The sequence below is a fragment of the Shewanella japonica genome (assembly GCF_002075795.1).
GTDB classification, from domain to species: Bacteria; Pseudomonadota; Gammaproteobacteria; order Enterobacterales; family Shewanellaceae; genus Shewanella; species Shewanella japonica.
Map to the genome: position 1 here is coordinate 4123309 of NZ_CP020472.1, position 16895 is coordinate 4140203.

General features: G+C 38.9%; 13 protein-coding genes. 5 read left to right on the plus strand and 8 right to left on the minus strand.

The window, feature by feature from the left end; translation table 11 throughout:
• Window positions 1-32: 32 nt before the first annotated feature.
• From SJ2017_RS17675 to SJ2017_RS17695, 5 genes are all read right to left on the minus strand, one after another.
• On the minus strand, window positions 33-623 hold the full coding sequence (locus tag SJ2017_RS17675; RefSeq protein WP_080916706.1) for a DUF6795 domain-containing protein: 591 nt from the start codon (window positions 621-623) through the stop codon (window positions 33-35).
• Window positions 624-953: 330 nt separating this feature from the next.
• Window positions 954-1979, minus strand: coding sequence for an alpha/beta hydrolase (locus SJ2017_RS17680; RefSeq protein ID WP_080916708.1), 1026 nt, complete (start codon window positions 1977-1979; stop codon window positions 954-956).
• 528 nt (window positions 1980-2507) lie between these two features.
• Complete coding sequence (locus SJ2017_RS17685) at window positions 2508-3539, minus strand: hypothetical protein (RefSeq protein ID WP_080916710.1); 1032 nt, start codon at window positions 3537-3539, stop codon at window positions 2508-2510.
• A 106-nt stretch (window positions 3540-3645) separates the two neighbouring features.
• Entirely contained in the window at window positions 3646-4185 is a 540-nt protein-coding gene (locus SJ2017_RS17690; RefSeq protein ID WP_156003347.1) for a hypothetical protein, read from the minus strand.
• Window positions 4151-4741, minus strand: a complete 591-nt coding sequence (locus SJ2017_RS17695) for a hypothetical protein (RefSeq protein WP_080916714.1) — start codon at window positions 4739-4741, stop codon at window positions 4151-4153. The genes SJ2017_RS17690 and SJ2017_RS17695 overlap by 35 nt, the downstream gene beginning before the upstream one ends.
• A gap of 390 nt (window positions 4742-5131) precedes the next feature.
• Between SJ2017_RS17695 and SJ2017_RS17700 the strand changes: the two genes are divergently transcribed.
• Together SJ2017_RS17700 and SJ2017_RS17705 are read left to right on the plus strand one after the other, a co-directional pair.
• The gene (locus tag SJ2017_RS17700) at window positions 5132-6994 is read left to right on the plus strand and encodes a hypothetical protein (protein ID WP_080916716.1); all 1863 of its coding nucleotides are present in this window, start codon (window positions 5132-5134) and stop codon (window positions 6992-6994) included.
• Window positions 6995-7049: 55 nt separating this feature from the next.
• Window positions 7050-8507: an OmpA family protein gene (locus tag SJ2017_RS17705; protein WP_080916717.1), complete on the plus strand. Its 1458-nt coding sequence runs from the start codon at window positions 7050-7052 to the stop codon at window positions 8505-8507.
• A gap of 106 nt (window positions 8508-8613) precedes the next feature.
• On the opposite strand, the gene SJ2017_RS17710 is transcribed toward SJ2017_RS17705, so the two are convergent.
• A complete protein-coding gene (locus SJ2017_RS17710) occupies window positions 8614-9069 on the minus strand; it encodes a hypothetical protein (RefSeq protein ID WP_080916719.1) in 456 nt (151 codons plus the stop codon).
• A gap of 758 nt (window positions 9070-9827) precedes the next feature.
• Entirely contained in the window at window positions 9828-10865 is a 1038-nt protein-coding gene (pyrC, locus tag SJ2017_RS17715; protein WP_080916721.1) for a dihydroorotase, read from the minus strand.
• A gap of 349 nt (window positions 10866-11214) precedes the next feature.
• On the opposite strand from pyrC, the gene SJ2017_RS17720 reads away from it, so the two are divergent.
• Both SJ2017_RS17720 and SJ2017_RS17725 read left to right on the plus strand, forming a co-directional pair.
• Window positions 11215-12270 carry a PQQ-dependent sugar dehydrogenase gene (locus tag SJ2017_RS17720; protein ID WP_244899814.1) on the plus strand — a complete coding sequence of 352 codons (1056 nt, stop codon included), beginning with the start codon at window positions 11215-11217 and terminating at the stop codon, window positions 12268-12270.
• Between the two features lie 64 nt (window positions 12271-12334).
• Window positions 12335-13513 carry a BamA/TamA family outer membrane protein gene (locus SJ2017_RS17725; RefSeq protein WP_080916725.1) on the plus strand — a complete coding sequence of 393 codons (1179 nt, stop codon included), beginning with the start codon at window positions 12335-12337 and terminating at the stop codon, window positions 13511-13513.
• Between the two features lie 35 nt (window positions 13514-13548).
• On the opposite strand, the gene SJ2017_RS17730 is transcribed toward SJ2017_RS17725, so the two are convergent.
• The gene (locus SJ2017_RS17730; protein ID WP_080916726.1) at window positions 13549-15585 is read right to left on the minus strand and encodes a hypothetical protein; all 2037 of its coding nucleotides are present in this window, start codon (window positions 15583-15585) and stop codon (window positions 13549-13551) included.
• A gap of 189 nt (window positions 15586-15774) precedes the next feature.
• On the opposite strand from SJ2017_RS17730, the gene SJ2017_RS17735 reads away from it, so the two are divergent.
• The gene (locus tag SJ2017_RS17735; protein WP_244899721.1) at window positions 15775-16893 is read left to right on the plus strand and encodes an acyltransferase family protein; all 1119 of its coding nucleotides are present in this window, start codon (window positions 15775-15777) and stop codon (window positions 16891-16893) included.
• The last annotated feature ends 2 nt before the right edge of the window (window positions 16894-16895 follow it).

Consider the following 16895-nt stretch of genomic DNA (forward strand, 5'->3'; position numbering starts at 1 on the left):
TTGTAAATGTTTAATTTAACTAATTTAAGGGTTTAATACTTACCATGAATTTTACGTTTTTCTACTTCAATTTTTTCTAGTTCAGGCCAGCGACAAATGCTGTCAATTTCATATCTAACGACGCCTTGCTCGTAGCTGTCGTTAATAACATGATGAACCATTTCTTCCTCTGTAAGCTCACAATTCAGCGAAGCCAGACGTTCTTGAAAATAGGGACTGTGTTTTATCCCTCTGGATTTTGTAGCCCATATATAAGGATCTTGATATTCCTCATAGCGATCGTCTTCAACACGAATAATTTGAGAGATAATATTGGTAGAAAATAAACCATTTGGATGCGTTGACTGAATGACAATCTCAGGAAAGCTAAACTCACCATTGCTGCCAGTCGTAGTGTAATCATAAACACCATCTTCCATGACATTGATATAGAGGTAGCCTCGACGTAATTTAAGACCTTCTACAGGCTTACCGTTAAGTGTTATTTTTCCTGATACCGCTGGGAAAACTTCAACATCGACTGCTTTTTTGAATATACCCAACACAGTTCCCTCCGAGTGACTGCTGACAACCAGCATCAGTAAACAGCTGACTAATGCCGCAAATACAGTGAATTTTTTCATGTATTTAATGTCCCTTGCAATGGCGTCATATTCTGATTCAAGGCGCTAATTATAAAGAATTTAAAATGTGGATTGTATTATCACAATTAACTATATAGGTATGAATTTACATATTAAAGGCAAGAGGCTTACCCTAATGAGTATTACAAATAGATGAATAAATAGGCTAGTTATATAAGGCAGGTTAACAGCTTAAAATAAATAATATCCCCCCATGACCATTTTCCAAAAAGCCAAGGTGAAACGGTACTTAAAACAGTAAAGCGAAAGCATCAATGATAAAACTTGTATTTGCACTCTCGCCAACAGCGGCTCAACTTACAAACTGACTCATTTATTCAATAAAAACGTCATTGGAATTGCTAGTCGCTCAGCCCAGTCATCCTCAGTATGAGCCTTACCTTTAAAAAAGTGGCTTTGCCATAGCTCTTTATCATACTCAGCAGCCTCAAACAGTTTATCCACATCAGCTTGAAGTGGCGGATACATAGCATCAAGGGTTTGATCGCCATAATCAAAATACAATTTCACTTGAGGTTTAGTGGCAATTTGCTTAGCTAAATACTGATTAAACACCTGTGGTATCGGGTTATTTTCTGTAGCAAAAGAGCCTGGCCAATGAGTCGATAAACAAGCGGCACCGCCAAATATATTCGGGTACTCTAACGCCGTATACCAAGAGATTAACCCTCCCATACTTGAGCCCATAATAAAGGTATTTTGCTTATCTGTTGCGACCTTGAAGTGAGTATCGATATAGGGTTTTAGCTCAGTAACGATAAACTCAGCATACTTATCAGAATACACCGCCTGCGCTAATAGCTTTTCAGTTTCATTGCGCTGGGTTTGATACAAACTTGTTTGGGTATCTTCACTTAACGACTCAAACGGCTTTTGCGGAAAATATTCGCTATGGCGAGACTGCTCTGCATTATGAATACCCACCACGATAAAAGGCTTAATATCTTTATTTTTATTAAGGTTTGCAGCGGTTTCATCCACTTCCCACGCTGTACCATTCCACGACTGAGTGGCATCAAATAGCACCTTGCCGTCATGCATATACACCACGGCATAAGGAGCCTTAGCAGGGTAATCTTCAGGTAACCACACATCAATAGGGCGTGGTTTTATAAGGGTAAATTCAATGTGTTTTTCATCAAAACGTTGTAATGTCCCTTGGCTGACAGCAGGTAATGACTTTTGTGAAAATTCAGGAGCTGCACCAGTCTTAGATTCAATATTGACTGCCGCTGCGCTGTATGACAAAAAAGATAACACTACAGTCACTAACAGAGGCGTCGTCACCTTAATAAAAGACGTAGAACCATTATTCTTGTTTAGCTTAAAAGCCATATTGTTTTCCCTTACAACACGATTGATTACCTATAACAAACATAGAAATACATTAATTCAATTAAAAAAATAACACTAGCTAAATTAGCCATGCTTTAAGCTAGTTAGTAATGTCGTCCTAGTTTGAAGTGTCGTGTTACGGCCACAGCCTAAGCCGAACATAGCAGCGATGATACATCTCACTCCATAAAGCCATAATGCGGTCGTATAATTACCTAATAACGAAAATGCATCCCCCACCAACGTAGGGTCAATGACCAAAACAATATGCAGTGAGTAAACCTACATTAGCGGGTTTGGTAAAAAAGGAAGTGGGGATTAGCGATAGAATGTGGTGCAAAAATTTACTTATAAATTGTCGCACTGAAGGCATTTCCTCAACACCAAATCAGTGCAACATATATCAGAAAAGCTCGGTTACGAATCAGTGAGTGCTTTTATCACCATGTTCAAAAAGCACTGTCAAAATCATCCAAGCGATATATGAAAGAGCTAGCACAATAATGATATTGCCGACTTTTCAGTTTGCTACTTGTTTAAAAATGACAATAACCAACTATGAATCGCATAACTGTATTTAGTCGGTATTTTATAAGCGAGTCTCTCTGAGCCTTTGCGTGTTATCAAATAAGTTATTTTAGCCACATTAACCACGCCAATCACTTCAGATAATGGGTATTTCCTCGCACCAAATAGGCTTGTTTTGACAATCAAATTACCATGGTCAATTTTTAAGTGATTTGGTACATAATTTTTAATGATAAGAAAGCTAATACCGAATGAAAAGTTGAAAGCTAATAAGTACTGCAATGCAACTGGGATATATGTAAAGCCTTCTAACGCAGATAAATATAATAAAAAACCGCTAGTCATAATGGCCCACATACTAAGGCTAACAGGCACAGCCCACTGCCTAATTATTCCACCTCGTGTAGAGGCAACTCTTATTTCTTGAAAGCCAACTTCTTTAACGGTTGAGTCATTAGGTAATGGCGTTATTTGATGATTTTTCAATAGCCCTTTGGCAGTAAACTTATGCCTTTTATGCTGCACGACCATCGCCAAATCAGTATCAAAATATCGCCCAATAAATAGCGCAACGTCCAGCATGGATGAAAAGCTTCTCATCGAAAGATTCCATTCTGGGTAGCTGTAGAATTTAAGACTGTAATGATACTGAGCCCGCTCATTACTATCAAAAAACGCCTCTACCTCACCGCTGGTGAAACCTGACATTTCCAGTAAAGATAAACTGCGGTTAGTTATAACTTCTTTATTGGTGGTTATACCAAACCACGACTTAGTTTTTACGACCTCTTTATTCACAGCATCAATGACTAACCGATTAACTTTAAATACGGGGAAGAAAAAACAACAACCGACAAGGGCGATAATAAGTGGCATGAGTAGCTCGCCAGTATCTTGATAGCCAAACCAACCTAAATAAATAAGCCCTGAACCCAACGCCGCCAATACATTACCAAAAATGAAATCGATAAAGCCACCAGTATCTTGTAGCACAATACGGTCGTCAGTCTGCTTACAAATTTTATAACTCATAAATTCCTTTAATTCCTTTAATTCCTTTAATTCCTTTAATTCCTTTAATTCCTTTTGGAAATTTAAAATAAAGCCCTATTAATGAATAGGGCTTTGTTTTACTTAATTAAGGTTTTTGAGCAAGGTACCAGCGATTATCTTCAAACAGCTCAAAACCACACGAACTTCTTCTTACCTTTTCCATTTTCCCAGCTTTATATCTTATTTTTATGCGCTTTATATTATTACCTTTGTACATTTTTTCTGTAATTTTTTCATCCATCTCAAATACGTCGTATTCATATAATGGCTCGCTACCAAACCGTTTTAAATGCCCTTCATACCACTTTTTCTCTAACTTTTCTTCTCTACTACTTAATGACTTAGGCAGCAGGTGAAAAAATAATTCTGGGTCATTCTTTAAAAAACTATTCACCATATAATCTTGGCAAACTGCTTTTAAATTTTCGTCAGAGCCATCTTCAATTCCTGCAAAGCGCTCTAGGGCACTTGCTGAAAAACTCAAGCCTAGGCTTAACATCAAGCTCAAAAGCACACATCTTATTTTCATTACTATTCCTTTAGTTTTATCTTTAAAAATCCAATTATTTATATCGAGAAACTGAGGTTTATTAGTTGTTTTTCTGCGCCCTTCTGCGCTCCACATCTGCTTTAGTCATCCCCATAGCATCTGTCATGTAGCACATTTTAACCATCTGAAACATTTGCACTAACGAGCTGATTCGCCCCGCATGCATTTGCACGTTTAACATCGCCATAGTCGCGCCCATTTCATCATTATCGCCAACGGATGCAGCAACAGTACTCAAGGCTGAATTTGCCTCGGTAATCTCCGCTATCATGCGTTGATATTCGGTGACATTTTCAGGTACATAACAGGTGGATGTTTCGGGTAATTGACTTAAAAAAATCTGATATTCATCAACAAACTTATTGGCCTCAACCAAAGTTTGCTCACCGAGTTGTTGTAACTCTTGCACTTTACCGCTTTTAAACATATCAATGGCACTGGTCTGCGCCTCTGTCATTCGATTAAACTCTTCCATAAGCGCCAGCTGTTTATCGGTTATAACTTGGCTACGTTCCGTTATCGGTAATGTTTTAGCATCAAATGAGGCTATGGCGGCTTGGTTCCCTGCTAGGGATGCAAAACTTGTTGCTGTTAATGCAGCCAACAATAAAGTGCGTTTTATATATTTCATTCTAAAATCCATTTTAGTTTTCGGTTTTTGATAGATTAATCTTATGTTTGCAACACTATAAACAACCGATAAAGGCCATAGCACAACATGATTGATAACCCTAAAGCCAAGTAGTGCGGCATTACATTAATGGCTTACGCTCTTAGATTCCAATGCACACCTTCTAAACGAGCAAATAGCATACAAAGGCAACGCCCATAAGTATTACCTCCAACTGAAAAACATCCTTTGTAATAATTGCTATCATTATTGATTTAGCCCAGAATCCTGTCTTTACATATTAAGGTTATATAGCAACCTGTTGGTTTAAATTAATAAATTAACTGTCGAATAGATAGTAAATAAATTGCCGCTAGCAAGGTGGCAAACATACGGATATGGAGTTTTAAAATGGATTTTAGTCAACAATGGCGGCCGTCATTAATTGCTGCTGCGCTTTCTATCGTGCTAATGGGTTGTGGCAGTTCAGATTCAGATAATCCAGAAGTAGAAATACCTGAAATTACCCCGCCTGATACATCAACCCCAACCACACCTGACACTGGAACTCCTGCAACAGACTTTGATCACCAAATTGCTGGTGTTGCGGCCTATCAAGGTGCATTAGTTGGCGCAACCATTTGTGCTGACCTAAACATGAACCAAGCTTGTGAAACTGATGAGCCTTCAGCAATGACTGATAGCGAAGGCGCATATCAAATTGATTGGCAGAGTGAAGTTGAAACGCCTGAATATTACCTTTTAGCCAATTGGGCAGCAGCATCATCAACGAGTAATAAAAAACCTCAAGTAATGCAGCTTCGATTTAAAGGCGCAACTCAACCAAAACAATTAAATACTATAATCAATGCAGCAGGATTTGGTTCTTTAGTCGCCTCAAGCGAGTATGGTGGTGCGATTAACCTACTGACCAATATCAAGTTTAACCGAAAAGTTGAAATTCAAAAAAGTGAATTAGAAGAATCGCAGAAAACCGCACTACTCACTGAAGTTGATACACTACTAGCACGTTTATTTGCACTGCAACCTTCAAATTTATATCAGGTGACTCCAGCTAATTCAGTGTCAGATGATTTCATCATTACTGAAGCATTATATAATTATGTTGAACAAGTTCTCGCTGGACAAATACCTGCACTATTGGCATTAGAAAACGTACTTGATGTTAGTTTTGACGATTTAAAAGCTTTACTCGAAGACAGTGAATTTAGCCTAGAAGAGTTTATTGACTCAGATCCATTGGCTGCAAGAATTTTAATCAGTAATGCCGCTATTTCACTTGGTTACACTGAATCTCACATAGATCATCGTATTATGGGAGAGCACGATTGGGATATATTATTAGGTAATATCATTAGTGAAACAGGCTTTAAAAACACCTTCACTCTAAGCTCAAATGTTGGCATGTCTTCGTTCAGTTTGCATAACAGTGCTGACACCAAACAGCTTTTTGGCTTTTTAGTTGATGATGTCGTCACTGCTTTTGAAATGAACATAACCAGCAACGATTATGAGTGGCCAACTCAATGCTGGAACACAACGTCAGAAAGTTGGATGACAGAAGACCAAACATCGCCTGATTTCACTAAGCCGACGCCGTACTTTGATGGTAATACTTATGTTACTTATTACGACAACACTCCGGTAGAAATTCATTTTATTAGTCATAAATTATTAAAAACTGATGAAGAGTGGGATGCCATTATCAACTCTACACCTCAAGCACTAGCTTTAAATGACATCAGTTGGCCTGAAGTTAGCTATCGCATGGAAATGCAATTAACTGAAAATGTCATGTGTCGAGAAGTGGATAATTATGACATCATCAATTTACCTGAATACTCACAATTAGAGCAGATAAACACCGCTGATATTGTAGACTTATTCTTCGATTTTGATGACTCGCAATTAGTGATCACCAATGACGTTAATAACACTATTTCTGTTGAGGATGGTTTAGGTACCCCTTTAGAAGTTTATCATTGGGAGTTGTTAGATAGCCCAAATGGAATGCCGATGATTGAAATTACTACAGTGCCACTAGAACAGGCTAATGCAGGATTGATAGACCATCGCAACTACCTCATTGAAGATTTCCTAGATGGTAAAATTGCCACTCAATTCGATTTGTACAAAGCTACCATCGATGAATCAACCCAGCTGCCACTCATGCTCACCTACGATGAAGATACCTATGAATTTACAGATGTCTTATATCAACATTTATTGGGGTTAATAAGCACACAACCTTAAGCCTTTAAACCAAATGCCCGCTTCTTGCGGGCATTATTATCAATGGACGAACAACATGTATTTACCCTCATTAATAAAAATTTGTATTATCAGTTTCTACACGGTCATGTTTTCGTTCTCATCCCACATATTGGCCAACACAAAAGCACCTTTATTTACCCCACCAGCAGAGATAAAAAAGACCTCTACATTGGTGCGAAACTACAGCCCATATTCGTTGATTAATCAAACTGAAAAATCAATAAAATCGATACCTATTGAAGGTCGATTGACTCGAATTAATTATCGCTTAGATCCCAAGTTCACATCACACAATTTAATCAATAATTATCTTAATCAAATAAACTCATTAGGCGGAGAAATCATTTTCAACTGCCGTGATAATGAGTGTGGCAAAAGCTCAAATCTAAAAAATTTCTTAAAGCCTATTGATAACAACGGAAACGACAACCCAGTCCTTGTTACTGCAAAAATCACTCTTGATAACCGTGAATTATTCACCTCGATTTATATTTCCAGCTGGAAAAAAGCGACCAATATTCAACTCGATACGATTGAAGTGATTGAGGAACCACTAGATATTATTGCTATTGATAAAGACTATCTACAAGCTGAAGTCAGTGAGATTACCGTAAAAGATAATAGTAACAAGGATAAAAGAGGCGCTAGTGACCATCCTATGTTAACGCGCATTCCTGGCGCTTATATTCAAGACTATAAGACCTTTCAATTTGGCCAATCCACTGTTGTATCAAGCAAAACGGGTAAAAAATTCACCACAGAAGTCATTGAAGGAAAAATTACCGATATTGCTTATAAGTTACCCCGCAGCTATTCAGAATACGAAGTCGACGCAAACTACCAAGCTGCATTAAAAAAACTAGGGTTTATCGAGACTTTTAGCTGTATAGCAAAAGCATGCGGAACCCACACCAAATTCCAGAGAAACTTTAATGCTCTGGCCACAAATGGCACCACAGAAAGCCAGTTTTATCGTGTCTATTCACTCGAAAAGCCGACAGGCAATGTGTATGCAATGACATACGTGCTTGGTTATATTAATGGCCTTTCGAGCGAATTAAGGATCATTGAAGAAAACACCTTAAACACTGACCGCTTAACTATTGATTTAGATGGATTGACTGACAAAATTGCCCAAACTGGCCATGTCGCGCTTGACGGTTTATTGTTTGAATTCGACAGCGATAAACTGATGCCTGAGGCAATGGATGTAGTAAAAGTAGTTGCTGAGTATCTTAAAAGCCATCCAAAACAACAATTCTATGTTGTAGGGCATACAGACGATCAAGGTGGGCAAAGTTATAATAAGGTGCTGTCAGAAAAACGCGCCAAAGCGGTTAGAAGTGCATTAATAAATGACTTTAATATTAAGCCAACTCAAGTTGAATCAACTGGTCTTGGAGAATATGCGCCAGTTGCTAGCAACATGAATGATGCTGGTAAAACACAAAATCGTCGCGTCGAGCTGGTATTGCGGTCGGACAGTAAATAATCGTTAATTCATAACATTGAAATACAGCCACAAAAAAGCCAGCATTAAGCTGGCTTTTCAAATTCAATGACTAAGCTCTGACAATCGCTACTTAGCCCACACTAAGTTAAAGATCTGCAAAATGTTGTGAGTCTTGAGCAATACACCAATCCCAAGCGGCTTGAGTAACAACAGAATCATCACTGCTTTTGTCACCGTCTGCTACATCAGCCATTTCAAAAGCCAAATCCATTATTTTCTGATTAATCACATCAGAAAAACTATCATTATCAACAGGATAAAAATCAATGATACTATCACGCATAAAATCAGGATCATCAGGATTATCTTGCACTCCTAAAGCCATTCGATCTGTAGCTAGCGCCATAGTCGAACATTTATCCCACTGTATATCCTTATTCAGCAGCATGTCATCGTCACTGTTTTCTAATAGTTCACGATAAATATTGCTGTCAAAATGCCATGGCTTTGACGATATTTCATTGGCAACATTGTGGGTACATAAAAACATTGACGTAAATGCTATCGTTGATTTGAGTATGAATAACAGCTTATTTGACATAAAAGGCTCTTAACAGAAATTAGATACAAATGAGTGCGGAATAATCCGCACTCTAATTAGCAATATGATTACTTCTTAATTGATGAACCAGCAGTTTAATTACGAACTACATCACCAAACATTGTAAATGCACCAATAGCAGCAATCGCGATCAATGCAACAAAATAATATATTCCGTCATACCCTGACCTTTTTGTTTTACTTTAAACATTTAAAACCTCCATTTAATAAATAGTTAAAAATTAACTGCGACGATTATTTCATACATTAAATACTATACCATAATCATTTAGAATGTATTTTCTTAAATATACATACCTTATAACTAGTCGATTAAATAAAAACATTGTTCAACAGAGGATATTTACATATTCTTTATGGTTTAAATTTTTATATCAAAATATTTATTTTAAAATTAATTAAGTATTCTTCTCCTGACAATTTGTATCAGCACCTTTTAGGATTGATGACCACACAACCTTAATCTTCTAAGAACCAAATGCCCGCTTCACGCGGGCATTATTATCAATGGACGATAAACATGTATTCAACTTCATTTTTAATCAACTGGTCTTGGAGAATATGCGCCAGTTGCTAGCAACATGAATGATGCTGGTAAAACACAAAATCGTCGCGTCGAGCTGGTATTGCGGTCGGACAGTAAATAATCGTTAATTCATGACATTGAAATACAGCCACAAAAAAACCAGCATCTCTGCTGGCTTTTTTCTTACTTAAATAAAAACAACCGAGACTTATTAAGCCGTTTTCACTTTCCAGTTAACCGTTTCGCCCGCAAAGAATGGCACGATTGGGTTATCGTTCGGCAAGATGATTTGCTCTGGCACAGTCCAACTTTCTTTCACTAGTGTCACTGTACCAGTGTTACGTGGTAGGCCGTAAAAGTCGGCACCATGGAAGCTGGCAAAACCTTCTAATTTATCCAGCGCGCCTAAGTCATCAAATACTTGTGCATATAGCTCTAGTGCACTCCATGCGCTGTAACAACCTGCACAACCACACGCTGATTCTTTGCGGTGCTTTTCATGTGGCGCAGAATCTGTACCTAGGAAAAACTTGCTTGAGCCTGTTGCCACTGCAGCTTGCAATGCTTGCTGGTGAATATTGCGCTTAAGCACTGGTAAGCAGAAGTTATGTGGGCGCACGCCGCCTACCAATAGGTCGTTACGGTTTAACAATAAATGCTGTGGTGTAATCGTCGCAGCAATGTTGCTTGGTGCATCAGCCACAAACTCAGCCGCATCTTTAGTGGTGATGTGCTCGAATACCACTTTAAGGTTTGGCATCGCCGCAACAATGCGCGCCATGTAGCGATCGATAAATACCTTTTCGCGATCGAAAATATCAATGTGCGACTCAGTCACTTCACCATGAACCAGCAATAACATGCCTTGTTCAGCCATAACTTCAAAAATTGGAAATAACGCATCTAATGCTTTCACTGCTGCATCAGAGTTAGTCGTAGCACCAGCAGGATAAAGCTTTGCTGCAACCACACCTGCCGCTTTAGCATCGATGATGTCTTGAGCTGTGGTGTTATTGGTTAAAAATAACGTCATGAGAGGTTCAAATGAACTACCTTGTGGACGCGCCGCTAAAATGCGCTCACGGTAAGCAGAAACCATTGTCGCATCGGTTACTGGTGGCACTAGATTTGGCATCACAATCGCACGTTTAAATAAGCGAGCAGTCGCCGGAACCGTTTCTTCTAACATGTCTCCATCACGGAAATGTAAGTGCCAATCGTCAGGCGTAGTAATAGTGATTTGCGTCATTTAGGGTTCCTAAAAAGTCGATTGCGGATAATTGGGCGCTATTGTGCCTGAAAAGCGGTTTTCTTAATAGATGCAATCCTTAAACGCTGAGTTTTACAGAGACAAAAAAGCCCCCCTTATTTCACTTCCTTATCTAACGAGATCCGCTAATATGGAGTTTGTTTTTCAATCATTTTATAACAATAGTCTTGATAATAACGCCACTATGATTGAATTGAATAGTTTGGCTTAAATAGCTTGGATTGGATTGAATAGATTGAGTTGGCTTTTCAGTACAGGGATGAATAACATGAACAATATATCCGTTTTGGTTAAATCACTAATATGCGGCTTAGGGCTTAACCTGGGCATGTCAGTTACAGCCTACGCCCTACCGTTAGAAAAAATTCAATTGCCTGATGGCTTTAGCATTGAACTCTATGCCGATAATGTTAAAAACGCCCGCCAAATGGCTTTAGGCGACAATGGCACCTTATTTGTCGGCAGTCGCCGCGCTGGTAATGTTTATGCGCTAATTGATAGCAATAAAGATAACCAAGCTGATCAGCAAATTATCCTTGCTAAAGACTTATTCTTACCATCAGGACTAACCTTCCATGATGGTGACTTATATGTCGCCGAAGTCGATAAAATTTGGCGCTATAACGATATCGAAAACAGTTTACCCACTATCCCAAAGCCAGAACTTGTTTACGATAAATTGCCAAATAAAGCCCATCACGGCTGGAAGAACATCAAATTCGGCCCCGACGGTAAGCTTTATATCCCTATCGGCGCACCTTGTAATGTGTGTGATGATCCCCTGCCATACTCATCAATTTTAGCCCTCGATATAGAAACCAAACAAACCACTACAATTGCCCAAGGCGTGCGTAACAGTGTCGGGTTTGATTTTCACCCCAAGACGGGGGAGCTATGGTTTACTGATAATGGCCGCGACATGATGGGTGATGACTTACCTGACGACGAGTTAAACCGAGTTAGCCAAGAAGGTCAGCATTTTGGTTTCCCTTACGTTCATAACGCTGACATTAAAGACCCTGAATTTTATGATGCAGAAAAAGCCAAACTCAATACACCGCCTGAACTCAACCTTGGCGCTCATGTGGCCGCATTAGGGATGGAGTTTTATCTTGGAAAGCAGTTCCCTGCTGAGTATCAAGGCAGTATTTTTATTGCCCAGCACGGCTCTTGGAACCGCAGCAGTAAAGTAGGTTACCGTGTAATGCAGGTGGTGCTTGATGGTAACAAAATTAAAGATTACCTGCCGTTTGCCACCGGCTGGCTGCAAGGCGAACAAAGTTGGGGGCGACCTGTTGCCGTGCTTACAATGCCTGATGGTGCATTATTAGTATCAGATGATGCGGCCGATGCCATTTATCGTATCAGCTATCAACCAGACTAATTATCCAAATACTTGAACCATAACACTGTTATGACTATCGTTGCGCTATAGGGAAATCACTACGATGAAATCGACGTATCGCCTTGCTATTGCAAGCTCGCTGTTACTTGGACATACCGCATTGGCCAGCACCAGTTTTATTGACCCCATTGACGGCTATTTTGATGCTGGCGAATACCTTGCTGAAAATGCTTATGGTTTTCTTCCTGTACCTAGCATCATTACTGAACCCTCAGTTGGCACAGGGCTCTTACTTATGGGCATTTTCCTGCATGAAAGTCCTGAGCAAACTGCCAAACGTCAGCAAGTAGCCAAAGACTCGGTTGACGGCGGCGCCCAATTGCTAACCCCTGGTATTTCAGCAGCAGGCATTGGCGCGACTGATAATGGCTCAAAGTTCGGCTTTTTAGGCCATAGAGAAACATGGCAACAAGATCATATTCGCTACCTTATCGGTGGCGGCTACGGTGATGTGAATATGAACTTTTACAGCCAATCAGACTTTGCTCAAGACATAGCCTTAGACTTGAATATGCAAGGCTATGGTCTCATGCAAAAACTGCAGTTTAGATTATTCGACAGCCCATTATTTTTAGGTGTCACCCAAAAATACGCCAAGGTGGATTTAGCAAGCAACAAAGAGCTATCACTACTGCCGCCTGAGTTAGTTGACAGGCTCACCGACATACTTGACCCATCGCCCGCAGTTTCATCCCTTGGCGCCGTGTTGCAATACGACAGTCTTAATAACTTTTTTATGCCCACCAAAGGCTATGACTACACCATCGAATACGACTGGTTTAATACCGCAATAGGCAGCGACTATGATTACCAAACGATTAAAGCCACCGGCATTAATTACTGGCCAATGACACAATCCGTCACCCTTGGGGTCAAACTTAATTATCAAACCATCAGCAGCGATACTCGCCTGCCCGTCTTTACCTATCCCTACATTGAAATGCGAGGCATCCCGCGAAACCGCTATCAAGGTGAAGCTGTCTCAACAGGTGAAGTTGAGCTAATGTGGCGAATAACTCCACGCTGGATGGTACTGTCGTTTGTGGGTAGCGGCCTTGCTGGCGACAGTAATAGTGATATGTGGGACAGCGACGAGCAAACCGCCTATGGCGCTGGTTTTCGTTACACCATCGCCCGTCGATATGGGCTGCATATGGGAATTGATGTAGCAAAAGGCCCTGAAGATACCGCATGGTATATCAATGTCGGTACGGGGTTTTAAAAAGTCGCCTTTTGCACATCGAAACCTAATGATGATTAACGGTATTTATTCATTTCAGTACCCTCTGCTGGAATCAAACGTTTATCGATTTCAATCAGCGTTTGATACTCCTGGGGATAAAACCGTTTAAGTCTTTCAATTCTCGCAAAGTGACTAGGCTCAATGACTTCAACCATTTGGGCAACTTCGTTAATGTAACTGAACAACTTCCCTTCTTTGTAACTTTTATCCAGCACCCTATCAAACAAGTCTCGGCCTAACCGAGTAAAATCTTCAGTAACCTCTAGACCTATTAACATTTTAAATACTTCTTCAGATTTTAACGATACAGCCAATAAGCTGCTTCCTTCATGGTCTTTTAAATTAAAATCGAAACCTCTGTCATAAAGGCCTTTCGCCTGCTCTATCGTCACCGAGTTAAAATAATAAAAATTATTCGGAGGAGTTGAATCCGTTCTAGCATTCCATATATCAATATAAACGTCTGTTTCTTGTAGAGCGTGTAAAAACAGATAGTTAGTTTCATCTTGAGATAAACTATTGGCACTCACGTAATCTGATGCCTCGGAATATTGTTTATTTCTTAATAGATTGATTAATTCGATTTTCTTTCCATTTTCTCGTACACGATTTTGATGATTCCACTTTTGATAAAGCAAAGGATCTATTTGATGTAATTCTTCAGCAATGTGCTTTGAGTTGTTTTTAATTTCAGAAATTAAGTCATGCATTTTTTTAGCAGGTTCGAACCCTTCTTTATTTTTTTCTTTCCTCGTTATGTCTGCACATTGTTCAGACTGCTGGCTAATGACTTGCTTCAATTCACCGTATTCAGCAAACGCCTTACTCAGTTCAATAGGTACATTCATTTCATCTTCAATCGAATCAACTTCTTGAAAATTTAATTTCGACATTAGTGTTTTATCTAGATCAGTAAAATCAATATAAAATCGATTAACCCCTGAAGAATAAAACGCCTTACCGTCATCGGAATAATGCCCTTTCAACTTTTGTCCTGATTGGTGTAGATACTCAATCATTTCACTCTGCTTTGGCGTTATTTGCGAATTAGGATCGTCAGGCAAACGACTAAAAGCAAGATTTAAACCTGATGTATTTGCACTATCGTTTGGCGTTACACCTCTAGCAGCAAGTAACTTCAATACTTCAGTATTAAACTGAGCGACTGCAATGTCGGCTATATTTTCATAATGAGCAAAATCACTTTGCTCAAAGGCTGGATAACCACCAATGTTGTCCGACTGTTCGATGATGAGCTTGATATATTCAATTGGAAGTTGACCATTGATAGCCACTGCAAGTTCATGAGCGGTGAAACGATGTTCAGCGATTAAGCCTTGATATTCTTCAGTGGTAAATAACTGAGCATGAGTAACGGAGAGAATTGAAGGTGAAACAACGGAACGGTCATCAAACCTAAGCGGCGACGCTACATAGGTATTAAAGCTCTTATCATTTTCATGTAAACTGATTAAAGCCTCGCGGCTAACACCCTTAATATCTTTGGTATTGATGGGCATATATATACTAGTTGTGTCACCAACTGGCTCTAATGAATTGGCTAATACTGTAAGCTCAGTTTTATTCATTCCCAAATAGCTATCAAACCCTTTCCACTCTGCTACATGCCCGACTTTATTGGTATATTCTATGCTCTCTTTGGCGATTTTTACCTTCGCAAGATGTATCAAGTCCTCATAAGATTTATAAGATGTGGTATACATATACGAATATTGCATTAAATCATCACTGGTTGCTCCGCCTCGTAATTCAATAGCTAAAGCATCAATGAGTATGCGATGAGAATCTCTGATATGTGCACTGAAGTTCCCATAAAACTGTTTACATTGCCTAGGAGTAAGCTCTTTTTCTGTCTCGGTTAGCTTTATATTTACCGCAACATCAACAACTTCAGAACTTGGCGAACTAGCAGGATTTTCGGAGCTTTGATTTAGCAATGGCTCAGGAGTAACTCCGTTTTCATGAGAGCGATAAAAATAGTAAGAAGAAACACTTAGAATTATAAATAATACGAGGAACCACTTTTTCATTTAACTTCATCCTTGAAAATAAGCCACTGCAAAGTATCAATAAAAACTGTTTAGTGACAGTTTTAAATAGAAAAATGACTAAATACTTTATGAATCAACTTCCTTTATTCTTAATCTTTGCCATTTAGTACAAGCTAATATAGGTTACTTATAAACCTACTAATTAGCTCAATTTAAGGACAAATTGATTTGAATTACGACAGTAGATATTCTGAACTAGATTGGCTTAGAGTCATTTTGATTTTTGCAGTTTTTTTACACCATGTTTTGATGCCATTTAACGGTGATGACTGGCATATTATGAATACCGAATCGAGTAAGTTACTCGATGATATTATGGTGTATTTTGAACAATTCAGATTGCCCACTTTATTTTTCATCTCCGGTGCAGGCTGCGTTATTCTATTATCCAAAATTTCCGTTAAACAATTTTTCAAAGATAAATTCACTCGGTTATTCATCCCGTTGTTAGCGGGTTCGGTTTTAATCATTCCTCCCCAAACCTATATTGAAAATATCAACGAACTTGCTTCTTTCTGGCAGGCATATCCTGCATTAGCTTTGAAATTGGAACTCAATCACCTATGGTTTATTGAATACCTTATTGTCTTTTCAGTCATCTCAATTCCAATCAACGCCATGTTTCAAAGTCGATTAGGGCAAGGCGTTGTATCGATAGTAGCTAAAATCAGTCAACTTAAAATCGGGCTACTTTGTTTGGTTGTTATACTTATTTTTATCAAGATATTTTTCTCAATTTACTTCCCAAGTGATGGCCACAAAATCGAAAATTTATCTTCTTCCAGCTATTACTTTTTCTTCTTTGTTACTGGCATGCTATTTATTCGCAGCACCACTATTTGGCAAGCAATACGCGATCAAAGAAGGATTAACTTATTCGCTTTAGTCGTGTTTAGTGCCTTATTTTATGCTTACTATTATTCTCCTGATTTAAGTGAGTATTTGTCATTAAATGTGCGTTGGGGGATATGGTGGCTAGTGTGCTGTTTAGTCGCATGGTCTGCTCTATTGTCCATGCTCGGTTATGCACAACATTATTTAACCGTTACTCCTAATTGGCTCAAAGAGAGTAATCAATTAATCTATCCGTTTTACATTCTCCACCAAACTGTCATTGTCGTGATTGGATATTTTGTTATTTCACTTGAAGCCTCTATCTCAATTAAAATAATCCTACTGTTTACAGCCTCATTCACCTTGACCAGTGCCATCTGTGCTTGGCTGATAAGACCCTTTAATGTCTTCAGAGCCATGTTCGGGTTAAAGTTAATAAAATCGGCAACTTAACA

Excerpts from the sequence above, each read along its gene's own strand:
- SJ2017_RS17680 (WP_080916708.1), bottom strand. The coding sequence starts at position 1,979 with ATGGCTTTTAAGCTAAACAAGAATAATGGTTCTACGTCTTTTATTAAG.
- SJ2017_RS17690 (WP_156003347.1), bottom strand. The coding sequence starts at position 4,185 with ATGTGGAGCGCAGAAGGGCGCAGAAAAACAACTAATAAACCTCAGTTT.
- SJ2017_RS17700 (WP_080916716.1), top strand. The coding sequence starts at position 5,132 with ATGGATTTTAGTCAACAATGGCGGCCGTCATTAATTGCTGCTGCGCTT.
- SJ2017_RS17720 (WP_244899814.1), top strand. The coding sequence starts at position 11,215 with ATGTCAGTTACAGCCTACGCCCTACCGTTAGAAAAAATTCAATTGCCT.
- SJ2017_RS17725 (WP_080916725.1), top strand. The coding sequence starts at position 12,335 with ATGAAATCGACGTATCGCCTTGCTATTGCAAGCTCGCTGTTACTTGGA.
- SJ2017_RS17730 (WP_080916726.1), bottom strand. The coding sequence starts at position 15,585 with ATGAAAAAGTGGTTCCTCGTATTATTTATAATTCTAAGTGTTTCTTCT.
- pyrC (WP_080916721.1), bottom strand. The coding sequence starts at position 10,865 with ATGACGCAAATCACTATTACTACGCCTGACGATTGGCACTTACATTTC.
- SJ2017_RS17685 (WP_080916710.1), bottom strand. The coding sequence starts at position 3,539 with ATGAGTTATAAAATTTGTAAGCAGACTGACGACCGTATTGTGCTACAA.
- SJ2017_RS17705 (WP_080916717.1), top strand. The coding sequence starts at position 7,050 with ATGTATTTACCCTCATTAATAAAAATTTGTATTATCAGTTTCTACACG.
- SJ2017_RS17675 (WP_080916706.1), bottom strand. The coding sequence starts at position 623 with ATGAAAAAATTCACTGTATTTGCGGCATTAGTCAGCTGTTTACTGATG.
- SJ2017_RS17695 (WP_080916714.1), bottom strand. The coding sequence starts at position 4,741 with ATGAAATATATAAAACGCACTTTATTGTTGGCTGCATTAACAGCAACA.
- SJ2017_RS17710 (WP_080916719.1), bottom strand. The coding sequence starts at position 9,069 with ATGTCAAATAAGCTGTTATTCATACTCAAATCAACGATAGCATTTACG.